8 protein-coding genes are annotated in these 11,313 nt (G+C 52.2%); 4 read left to right on the plus strand and 4 right to left on the minus strand.

Annotated features, from left to right (window positions below; all coding sequences use genetic code 11):
- Positions 1 to 775: StbB family protein (gene stbB, locus HZR81_RS22550; RefSeq protein WP_500129315.1), on the minus strand; the 775-nt coding region annotated here is incomplete at its 3' end.
- Between the two features lie 682 nt (positions 776 to 1,457).
- Between stbB and HZR81_RS22555 the strand changes: the two genes are divergently transcribed.
- Genes HZR81_RS22555 through HZR81_RS22570 form a run of 4 tightly spaced genes read left to right on the plus strand, consistent with a single transcriptional unit; the run spans position 1,458 to position 5,480 of the window.
- Positions 1,458 to 1,784 carry a hypothetical protein gene (locus HZR81_RS22555; protein WP_068506769.1) on the plus strand — a complete coding sequence of 109 codons (327 nt, stop codon included), beginning with the start codon at positions 1,458 to 1,460 and terminating at the stop codon, positions 1,782 to 1,784.
- Complete coding sequence (mobF, locus tag HZR81_RS22560; RefSeq protein WP_106158528.1) at positions 1,781 to 4,738, plus strand: MobF family relaxase; 2,958 nt, start codon at positions 1,781 to 1,783, stop codon at positions 4,736 to 4,738. The genes HZR81_RS22555 and mobF overlap by 4 nt, the downstream gene beginning before the upstream one ends.
- The gene (locus tag HZR81_RS22565; protein WP_500129316.1) at positions 4,713 to 5,192 is read left to right on the plus strand and encodes a hypothetical protein; all 480 of its coding nucleotides are present in this window, start codon (positions 4,713 to 4,715) and stop codon (positions 5,190 to 5,192) included. The genes mobF and HZR81_RS22565 overlap by 26 nt, the downstream gene beginning before the upstream one ends.
- Positions 5,193 to 5,480 (plus strand): hypothetical protein, encoded by a 288-nt coding sequence (locus tag HZR81_RS22570; protein WP_106158527.1) that lies wholly within the window; start codon positions 5,193 to 5,195, stop codon positions 5,478 to 5,480.
- 37 nt (positions 5,481 to 5,517) lie between these two features.
- Here HZR81_RS22570 and HZR81_RS22575 read toward each other — a convergent pair whose 3' ends face one another.
- The 3 genes from HZR81_RS22575 to HZR81_RS22585 all read right to left on the minus strand — a co-directional run bounded on the left by HZR81_RS22575 (position 5,518) and on the right by HZR81_RS22585 (position 11,277).
- Entirely contained in the window at positions 5,518 to 5,877 is a 360-nt protein-coding gene (locus HZR81_RS22575) for a hypothetical protein (protein WP_500129317.1), read from the minus strand.
- A 52-nt stretch (positions 5,878 to 5,929) separates the two neighbouring features.
- The gene (locus HZR81_RS22580; RefSeq protein WP_488215484.1) at positions 5,930 to 6,193 is read right to left on the minus strand and encodes a hypothetical protein; all 264 of its coding nucleotides are present in this window, start codon (positions 6,191 to 6,193) and stop codon (positions 5,930 to 5,932) included.
- A gap of 239 nt (positions 6,194 to 6,432) precedes the next feature.
- Entirely contained in the window at positions 6,433 to 11,277 is a 4,845-nt protein-coding gene (locus HZR81_RS22585) for a DEAD/DEAH box helicase family protein (RefSeq protein ID WP_500129318.1), read from the minus strand.
- Positions 11,278 to 11,313 lie beyond the last annotated feature (36 nt).

Here is an 11,313-nt window from a genome sequence, read left to right on the forward strand (position 1 = left end):
CGACCGATTTGAATGGTGGCGCGCTCTTCAACGCTGAGTTCGGTATAAGACATAGGGGCAGCACCGTACCGGAAAGGTCAGGTGTTGCACTCAGTTTTTGCCGCCGCCCTGCCTTCTTAGCAACATTAAGCAGCCTTGCATAGCGAAAATATTGCTCGGAGAATTTGGCTACCTTTCTCAAATCAGTCTTTAATTTATGCAAACTATTCTCAGCAAAAACACATGCCTCGTTCAATGGCATTTTTAAGCCAGCCAAATCCGCATAAATATCATTCTCAAAAACCATACAATCCGGATTAGCAATAAAACAATCAAACTCCTTAGCAGCATTCAAAAGGACAGGGAACTCTTCCTCAACACTCCGACGCACTCGATTAAATACAATCCGAATCTTACTTTTATCAACACCCATTGCTGCAAGCATACGCGCAGTTAAAATTGACTCATCCTGCTCCTTCGAGCCAGGCACGGTAGGTATAAGAAAAAAGTCAACCTCATCATATCCCTGATTCAACGACGTCAGCCCTGCAAAAAAATCCTCAGCGTTTGACGCACCTACATCTACAACTAGGTCATCATTCACCACCAGCTCTAAATATATCTGCCTAAACTTCTCACCACGTACCGTCTCAAAATCATCAACCAGATCTTTGGTGTCTTGATTGATTGACTCAACAATGAGGAGCTTGGCGTTATTCATACGAGGCACAAGCAGGTGCGCAGCCAATGTTGACTTCCCTACATTACCACCTATACCAGCCACAATAATTCTCATAATGCATCACCTATTAGTAGACATAAATTTATTGAAATCTTTTTGGTTAGATATTTTGGCATCAGCCTGCTCCCTGCTAACCGTCACCTTTAGCCTTGAAGCTCCCCGTCCTTGGCTCTGGATTTGGCCCTGCCTGCTCTTCAATAGCCCACGCCCTGTATGCCAAAGATATTCCTTATACTCTTCAGATAAATCGCTAAGCATGTATCTATACAAACTTGAAGTGGACACATGTACATCAACCCCTCTCAGAACCAAAGCCATATCGCTTAGAGTCACATACTCCTTGAGCAACTTAATTAGAACGTCCCTTTGCCCATGAAGCGATATTCTTGCTTGCCCTTTAGCCATAACTCCCCCTTACTTTTATTAATCATTACAGCAATCCGCGAGCAATGGAATCTACCGCCCAAGTTAATTTCAGTTATAAAACGATAAATGCTTGAAAAGCAGCGACGACAGCCGAACAAACAAGACAAGAGACGAAAAGACTCGACAGCGAGAGACCACAATACAAATTAAGAAAAAAGACATGAACAGAAGAGAAATTCATTTAACACTGCTGCACCTTCTTCGAAGGTTGCACCAGCGTCAAACTCAAATCCACAAATGAACTATTGCACAAGCTCATGCTCATGTGCCTCTACTAATAATGTAGTAGGCATATTCAATGAGGCATGTCATGAGAAAAATCTACAGCCAGAACATAGAGAGTCATGCGAACCAAATAGCATTGGTTAATCTAGCCAAATCCCTTGGCATCGCTCAAAGCCGTGTTCTTGAAAAAATAATAACGTCGATTGAGGTTGACGACCTTGTAGCCATTATTAATCGCCGATTCTCTTTAAAGACAACGAAAGTAATCCAGCTAGATCGCGCTACAGCCCAGGTTATTCAGGATGAAATAGCTCGCTCAATTTCCCTGTTGAGCGCCAGGGTCACTGATGCCGCGGGCGATGGCGTAAAGGCCGGCCTGATGTCGATCCTCGATCTTGAGGATCAAATATGAGCATTTTTACAATCGATAAATTCAACACAGAAGACATCCAAGCGCGTGCCGAATACCATGAAACTGGAGAGGAGATATCTCATAAATCGTCAGGTGCTGAAGACTATTACTTCAAGCTCGATGGCGATACCCTACTAGCTGCTTTTGTTGGCAGCGGATCAAGCGAACTGAAACTCGGTGCCAGACCAAAGAACGGCGACTATAAAGCCCTTATGTCTGGCATCAACCCAAGGACGGGAAAATCATTTTGTAGCAAGACAAGGCGAACTCAGCTAAGCAATGAGAATCGAGCCCTGGCCGGATTTTCTACGTCTTTCAACGTCGAAAAGTCGTTGTCACTGTTGTACGCCACCCTTCCCCGAGATCAGCAAATGGCATTTGAGCGTGCAATGATGGAAGCCACCGGTCGAACCATCTTGCACCTCGAACGTCGTGGCATCTTCGCTTACCGCACTGGCGCACAAGGCAGCGAGATTCATCCGGGCGAAGTCGTGGCAGCGACTTATCTTCATTTCACGAATCGCAACCAGGAGCCGCACCTTCACGTGCATGCGGAGTTTCCGAATCTGGTTCTCGGCAGCGACGGCCAATGGAGAACGTTGGATGCCCGCGAGCTATACCGCCGCCAAGTGGAGATTGCCGCTCTGTTTGATGCCAGCCTTGCAAGCATCCTGCAACGAGATATCCCAAGAGTCGCCAATCATCTTGAGTGCGCTCCTGAACGCAGCGGCCTGGTCGTCGCCGGCATTGATCACAGCACAATCATGCGTTTTTCCACACGCCGCCAAGAAATTCAGAATGCCCTGAAGGCCACGGGGGCATCAGGCGCTGACGCGGCACGAGCAGTCGCGAAAAGAACACGCCAAACCAAAGCCAGGGTTGGAGGGGAAACGTTGCGAGAGGAATGGAAATCCTGCCTAGCTGACCTGTCACCCGAGCCTGGAGATCTCACGCCAACTACCCTGCTTGCCGCCGAAGCCCTGGTATTTAAGAACAACTCTGTCTTCAGACATCACGATCTCGACCGCGCTGTCGCCATGCTGAGCATCCTGCATGGCGGTATTGGATCACTCTCCGAGATTGAATCCGCCGTCTCCCAGCAACTGGGAATTGTGCGCCTGCCGGACAGCCTTGGTGAGGAGCCATATTTCACTACTGAAACCTTCAGGCAGCTCGAAACCGACCTGCTGCGCTTTGCTCGCAAAGCTTCAAGACATAGGCAACGCTTCACCCTGTCCGACCCTCAAATCTCGCAAGCATTGCGGCAATGCGAACAGGAGAAAGGATTTCCCCTTCGTGATGAGCAGGTTCAAGCCATGCTGCATGCCACCGATGGACGCCAAATCGCAATCATCCAGGGTGCTGCTGGCACTGGAAAGTCCGCATCACTGGCCGCGTTCAGAATTGCCTATAGCGCAGCCGGGCACCGCGTACTCGGGTTGGCTCCATCAGGGGCAGCTGCGGCCGAGCTGCAAAAAAGCGCCGGTATTGACTCCCAAACCATCCATGCGCTGCTTATGCGCCTGGAGAGCGATAACGCCAGAAAACCATTCACCTTGACCAACCGGGACGTAATTGTGCTGGATGAAGCCGGCATGGTGGATACTCGCACGCTGCACAAACTCCTCAGCCATATCGAGGCTGCTGGAGCCAAGATTGTGTTAGTAGGGGACTCTAAACAGCTCGAAGCTGTTGGCTCGGCATCCACACTGCATATGCTCACACAGCACCTCGGCGCAGCGCGGCTTGAGCAAATAGCCCGCCAGCGCAGCGCTGAGGATAGAGATATCAGCCAGGCCTGGTTTTCCGATACACAGGATGCCCCTGCAATGATGCAACGACGCGGATTGCTTCGCGGCACCAGCCCCGAGCATCCATTCGCCCTTGAAAGAATGCTCAACGATGCCGCTCAGGTACACAGGGCTGGTACTGACTGGAGCGAAATCCTCCTGCTGGCTGATCGCAACAGCCATGTAAACCAGCTCAATCAGCGTGTACGGGAAGTACGCATGGCACATGGCGAGCTGGACGAATCTGTCGAAAAGGTTATCCAGGTGAGCAATGACAGAGGATATTCCCGACAGCTTGCGCTCTGCCCAGGCGACCGGATCATGCTGCGCAAAAACGCAAAGCTTGGTCAGACGCGAGTGTTCAATGGAGACCGAGCAACGGTCACCCATATCGAGTGTCACGAATCGGGTACTGATGAAGCACGGGTTGAAACGCTCGTGTATGCCCGTCTGGATCGTTCAGGCACCGAAATCTGCTGGCATCTCAGCGACTACGACAAGCTCGATCATGCTTACGCCATGACTGTATACAAATCCCAAGGGCTTACCGTTGAGCATGCGTTTTACCTAGTCAGTGAAACAACCGACCGCCGTTCTGCCTACGTCGCCTTCACACGCTCCAAGACCGCCTGCCCGTTTTACCTATTCTCGGAGTGCGAATCCGCTTTCGCGAATCGGGCGAGATTCTTCAAAGCGAAAATGACAGCGCTCGATGCTGATCCTGGAACGAAGCGGCGAACGCTCCAAACGCCCTTCCGCACAGATGACACCGCTATTAGAGCGCAGCAGCCAACAACAAAGCAGCTGCTGGAGAAATCAGGTGTTCATTTTTCATACACTGGGACACAGGAATTCCTTCGGCCTGCTGCCCAGGATGCGTTAGCAAAGCAAATTAGGAGCCGACCGGCCTACCGGCTTCAAACCCGCTCACGAGCAAAGCTAGACCTACTGCTTCAATGTCTGCTGGAACGTTTGAGTACCTTCAAATTGGCAGGGAAAACTATTCTCAAGAGTAGGTTTATTTCTGAGAAACCCGAATCACTCGGTGAAGCTCATGCACAAACAAGGCTCCGATCTCGTGAGACCCAAGGTTGCATATTGCGATACCACCTTCAGCCGGGCAGCCAGAGGAGCGCGCATGATGCGTCTGTACCTGGATACTGAGTTCACCCAACTGAACCGCTTTACCTACCGGCTGATAAGCCTTGCGCTGGTTTCCTCGGACGGTCAGGAGTTCTATGTCGAGCTTGCAGATAATTGGACGGAAGACGAGTGCTCAGACTTCACCCAGTCCATCGTTTTACCCCAGCTCAATCTGCCTCAACATGGTAGAAGCACAGAACAAGCCAGGCTGGCCTTACTCTCGTTTCTCCGCTTGGTTGGCTCAGCTGAAATCATCAGCGATGCCATGGCCTGGGACTGGCCGTTGCTCCTCTGGCTGGCCGGATCATCAGGCCTCCCTGAAGGTATTGAGGCTGGGACTTTTCCAGCTGCGATCCAGAGCGACGCCGAAGAGCTTGTCGATGCTCCTCACCATGCACTTTTAGACGCTAGGCAACTAGCCGAAACGATAGAGCGTCATATCCACGGCTCCAGCGCCTGGGACAGGAAAGAATAGATGACAGTCGCCCAATTGATTCAGTGGCTACAGCAATTTCCCCACGACATGACGGTGCTCGTGGAGGGCTACGAAAACGGCTACGACCCGATCCACTCGCTATCCATCCAAGAATTGGCCGGGGTTCAAAATGCCGCTGATTATGATGGTCTCTTCGACACCCCGAACAACCTTTTGATGGAGATTCCAGGCGAGAAACTGACAGGCATACGAGCCATAGCGCGGAAGGAAAACGGGGAGCGGCTGAGTTGTGTGGTGATCGCAGGGCTTAGGGGGCAAAGAAGATAGCGTCGGTGTATCAGACAGCAAAGGCCCAACTCGGTCTTCACTGCCCGGTAATCATGGCCAGGATACCGGGACTGAGTACTTCCAAACGCTTTGCCAGCTCACGAAGTAGCTCTCTATCGAGCTTTTGAGCCCAAGCCTCGTCATACCTCGTCAGAAAGATATCACCATCACCTTGATAGAACGCTATCAGGTCTGGCTCCAACTCAGGGCTAAGCCAAAGCAGCACCCGGTCATTGAAATGCCACTTTCTACGTCGAGGCAGATGCGAAGCTATGAGTGGCTTAAGCTGCTCGGAAAGCTCAAAAGTAAGGGGAAAGCAGTCCCCTGAAAACCCATAGCTGAGGCGCATTTCAGTAACTGGGATTACTGCTGGCCTTGTGGAATGCCGCTTACCCATTGCTTCTCCAATCCCTGTCATCCCTGCCGAAATAGCCACCAAAATCAATAATTTAGCTCACCCAAAGCGCCTTGAACGCAGCATCCACCGGATTGCTGTAGAGGCTGGTTTGGAACTTAGCAAACAGCTCACCAGGTACGGTTGGGATGTCCGTCACACTGGCCATAGGCAGGAGGATACGTTTCGCACCGGCATGGAAAGTTTGGCCGCCTGGCCAGACTTTCAAGAGGCTGTCCTGCTGCAAGCCAAATACGCCTCCCAGCCAGTCAACGCTATCGCTACGGCGCTGCCAGGCACCATAGCCAACCCGCTCAATCCAACCGGATTACTGGTACTTACGCGCCAGGCTGCTGCCAACACCGTGCTGGTGTACCCAGCTCTGAGTGGCAATAACTTCAGAGGGCCATTCTGCAATCAGATGGTTTATTTTCACGCATAAAACCTAGCAAAATGATCATCTAATTGAAAAATTATAAAACAACCTATCATTTACCGCAGGCTAGAAATACCTCGCGGAGCGCCCATGCAATATGGAGTTGTAAAGACCTGAGCGCCTCAATCACTACCAATCAAACCCAACAGAATCTGCTCCAGGCGATCAGCTTCGGCAGCTACCGAGGCCGCAATAAAAGCTAGCTCCTCACTATTGAAATGAACGACCGGATGACAGGCCCTGACGGCCAACTGCCCACGCTGGTCAACGTGGAAATCCACCAGATCAAACTCCAGATTACGCTTGAGCGTATGGGACACGAGCGGGCACGCAGACAGGGTTTCCCCACCCTGTGCCAACGCCCGAGTGGCATGGTTATCCAATACGACCGAGCTGAAGATCACGTGCGAATCGATGAGCCGCCATGCCACCAACTGCTCACGAGCTTCATGATGGAACAGAAATGAAAGCAATCCATCGCCCTGCTCCCTGATGGTGACCCGACCACTATGTTCGCAAAGGGCAGAGATCATTGCCTTCAACTTGAGCCTAAAGTTGCTGGGTACGACCACTAATTTTCCAGCACCCATGACCCGTTGATAAACATCCATTACTTCGTGGTTAATCAAAACCTCTTCACCACCTGCATACACCTCGGCATTGCGCTGAATCAGCAACGCATCGGTGCCCGGTTCCACCCCGACAAGCTGCAATCGGACTAGTAGATCAGCCTGCATACCACGCAGCCAATCGACTCGCCCGCCTGCATCGAGGCCCTCCGGAGCACATACACGCTCTGAGACTGAACTGGCGGAAAGAAGCAGCTCAGCAAACCCTTTTGCACTGCGCACCTGAATTGAAATCGGAGCTAGCTCATTCCCATTCCAGCCCCAACCTTCAGTGGTTTCACGAAGTACCTGTGGTTGGCTGGAGTGATTGAGCATATGGGTAATGCAACGCTCGACTTGACCACGAACATGGCTCAATCGGTTTTCTACCTTGCCCTGTTCTGCGACGAGCGATGAGCACAAGCTCGCTCCGGACAGATCCTCCAGACCGATCCTGAACAGGCTTTCGAGTGGCTCAGTGATTTGCGGCTCGATAGCGTTTGAGCAAGCCAACTGCTGACGAAGATCGATGTCTTGCTGAAATGACACACTGCTATCACCCAATTTATGCAGTGAGCGCTGGAACGCATTCAGATTGGCTGCGGCCTGGCGAACCTGAAAAAACTCAAGGCTCTCACGAATATGTGGGTAGCTAACTTGAATAAAGTGCTGCTGATACTGGTCTCCTGCGCTGCTCATTCGGCGATGAGCTATCGACGCAATGCGATCAACTCGCCCCACCTTCTGCTCTAAGGCAATCGGGCTGGCCGAGATGCCGTAGTGCTGAATGCTGTCGCAGAAGGTGTGCAAGTCTTCACCTTCTTGAAAAACATCAGTGGAAATCAGCACGCGAGGGTAACCGGGCATTCTGAATTTTCGGGCCAAAGGCGAACGATTGGAGCTATTTTCCCCGGTGGCTCCGCTTATAGGCGACAAAGGATTCAGCTGGCCTGTGAGGTAGCGAGTCAACTTGTCAGCCGGTGTGTGGTAAGCCTCAGCGAAATTCAGCTTAATCAACAGATCCAGGTTGGTCGCAACATCGTGAAGAATATGGAATGAGCTAAAGCCCGGGACTAGGAGCTTCTGCTGAACAAGCAGCTCTGAAAATGCAGAGATCAACTGGCTATCCGCATCAGCTTCATCATTACCCTTGCGCGCACCACGCAGGGCATAGAGGTCAATGAAGGGGTGATCTAATCGACACACCACAGCTAACAGCTCGATGTGCGTCAGAAGTCGACGGATACAACGCTCAGCAACCAGCTCATCTGAACCAGACAACTGCTTAAATGTCTCGCTCCCCCAGTCCGGGCTCAACATCTCAAGTGCCGGTAAACCACGCATCACATCCCACAGCGTTCTGCGCTTCAGCTCAGCTTGAAGGCCTGCCAAGTCAGCCAGCTCAACTTCGGCTTTGAAGCCTGCAAAAGCTACTGACAGAATGCGCTCGGCAGCCGCTTTGGCCAGATCATTACCTTGGCTGAGTACCGTCTTGAGGTAGGCAAACTGGGCCAAGCGAAATCGCAACTGAGGAGTCGGCTTAGGCTTCCCATTCCCTCGAATCCATCGCCCCCATTCAATCTGGCATTCTGCCGAGTCAGGCATTCCCGATAGGGCCGCCCAATTGGGCTCAAACATGTAGCTGGTCTGACCCAAGGTATTCCGGAAGTTGAAGGGCAACTGTTGCAACTGCTCCGTGGCACCCTCCAGCTCCACATTTTTCCCTCTGTAGAACCAGGTGAAGAAATTCTCACCCGTGGCCTCGACGTCTCCGTCCGCAGCAACGTCTTCCTTCAGCGCCTGATTCCGCTCCCGCACCTGAGCGTTGTATTTATCAAACCAGAAGGCAACGGCAGCATCGGCCCGGATGTAGTCACCCACCCAGTGGTCGTACGCACGCTCCAATTTAAACTTCAGCTCAGAAACGCTCCTGACCCGACGCACAAAAATCAGCTGTTTCTTGCCTTGTACGAAGCTGAGGCGGTGTGCCTGCTCAGCCACCCAGTCCATCTTCGGGTGTGGCGGAGTGGTCTTGAACTCCTGATTGAAGTCATCAATCAGACTCTCCACTACATGGCGATCTTGCGCATCGCGCTTGCTGCCATCCCTTGCATGATCATCCTGACCATCGAACTCAATGGCTTTGTTCTTTTCACCCGGCAGGTAGCTTTCGAATGACGCCAACATGCCCAACTCAAAGCGTCCCGCGCAGTTTTCTCGCAGGTACTCACTGACCTTTTTCTGCAACAGCGCCGCAAACAACTGCTGCTCTATGGACATCTGAACCTCAGCAGCTTCACCTGTCCGGTGCTCACGCCGGTACATGTTGCGCGTGTGACGCTTACCACACAGATCAATCGCATTCAGTCTGCGAACGATCAACCGCGACAGCACCGCCAGAGCCTCTTCACTGGTGCAATCGTTACCGGGTGGCAATGCCACTTGGCGAGCAAAGCCGAACAAGTCGAGCTGATTGCGCAGGTGATTGAGCTGGCGATCAAACGGGGTGGCAGACAGCAATAACAAACGCCCAACCCGATTGCGGGCTTGATCTTCAGCACCCAACAGCATGGCCAGCAATTGGTTCCGGTCGCTGCTCTCACGTCCTTTTTTCAGGTTATGGGCTTCATCGACCACCACCAGATCAAAACGGGGCAGGATATTGTTCAAGGCTGAGGCCCAAGCCGATTTGACCTTAGCCTTCAGCGTGGACAATTCGGTGCCTGATAAAGCTTCACGTATTTCACAGCGCAACAAGCTTATGTCGTCAGCGTGTTGCGGCAGCAGTCGAGCAAATTGCGCCAGCGATGCCAGCAGATCAGACGCGGTATTGCCCAAGGCAAAACTGAATGCCGATGTGCACACGAAATAATCGCGCGTGCTGCTGGTTGCGACCGACTGAATCAGTTCAGGCAGCCCTGCGCAGGCTTGGTAAGGAGCTACTGGCTGATTGCCAAGCCCCTTAACCGAGAGATCACGCGGCACATAGTTGTACTCGATAAAGCTCTTGTAGTCCTTGACCCATTTGTCTCGCACGTTGTTCTTTGGCAGCAGGTAAAGCACACGCAGTGCTGGATTAAACCGCCTCATCAGGGCGGCCACACCCAGCGCGATATAGGTCTTACCCATACCCACTTCGTCTGCAAGGTAAGCAACCCGGCTATCAGCTAAACGATTATGAAGGGCTACTGCACCTTCTAACTGCTGCGCGGCGAGTTGCTCCAATTCGGGCTTGCCAGCAGAGAAGTCAATCAAACATGCAGCGGTATCACGATCAATCCTGTTCACGTGGATACTGGCTAGCACCTTGCGCAACGAGTCCGGCTGCTGCCCTTTCAGGTAGTACGCCAATGTCTGAAAATCACCATCACGTTCGGCTTTTGTGAGCCGCTCCGCCAGCTCCCAGAACGCACCATTAACCTGGGAAAACTCAGCGAAGAAGCTTTCGAAAGCTCCATCAGCAGTCGGCTCAGGCAAAAACTCATCCCGAACTCCATCATCCTGACTGGCACGCAACAGGCGAATAGCCAGATCACCGAACAGCTCCAAGCGCCGCGATTCGTGCATGCCGATGAAAATTTTCAGCAGCGCTTGCAAGTCCAAGACAGGTAAATGGGTCGGCCTACAGAACAGGTTGCGCTGAGAAACCAACACAGTCCCTTCTGCCTCCCCTGCATCAGTAAGCCACCGAGCATGCATCAACGAGGAGCCCTGTAGATGAGCTTTTAGCTGCGGTGCTTGAGATAACAGATCGTCAGCCCCATTGAGCATTACGCTAACCAGGGCCTCCGCAGCACTATTCAGCAGTACAAGCTCACCTGGTGCCTTACAGGCCGTATGCAGCATGTCAGTCTGCCAGTCGAACGCCACACAGATCGGCGGCATCTCCAGGTCGCCCGCAGCACTGGCGCTACTGGCTTCGACCTCAACCTTGAACCTATCCGGTGGGGCTTGCAGAGCAACCAGCAAGGGCTTTGCGTCCCTTCCCTTGAGCAAAAAACCTGCTTCGACGTTTTGTCGGAAGGCCTTGAAGCTCAGATTGACCGAGCCAACGAAGCACCACGGATACTTTCCATGCGCCTGGTAAATCTTGGCATGCAGTCGTCGATAGGGACTTTTCGGAATATGACTCTTCCGTATCGACTCACACCATTGCCCCCAAGTAATCGATTCACGTGGCAACGCCTCGTACATCGATTGCCGATCCACCAGCGCCTGCCCCTGTTCATCCAGAGGCAGAAGCACAGTGGCCGAGGGATAACGACCTAGAAAATCGATAATGATGCGGTTGTTACCATCATCCGCGAAGAACGGGCTGATGATCTCCAGCGACGCATTTGCATTAGTATGCTCGGCGATAAAGGTGTCGAAATGACGATGCGCTGCTCCATTGCC

The organism is Pseudomonas sp. LM13 (assembly GCF_041381355.1).
Lineage (GTDB): Bacteria > Pseudomonadota > Gammaproteobacteria > Pseudomonadales > Pseudomonadaceae > Stutzerimonas > Stutzerimonas frequens.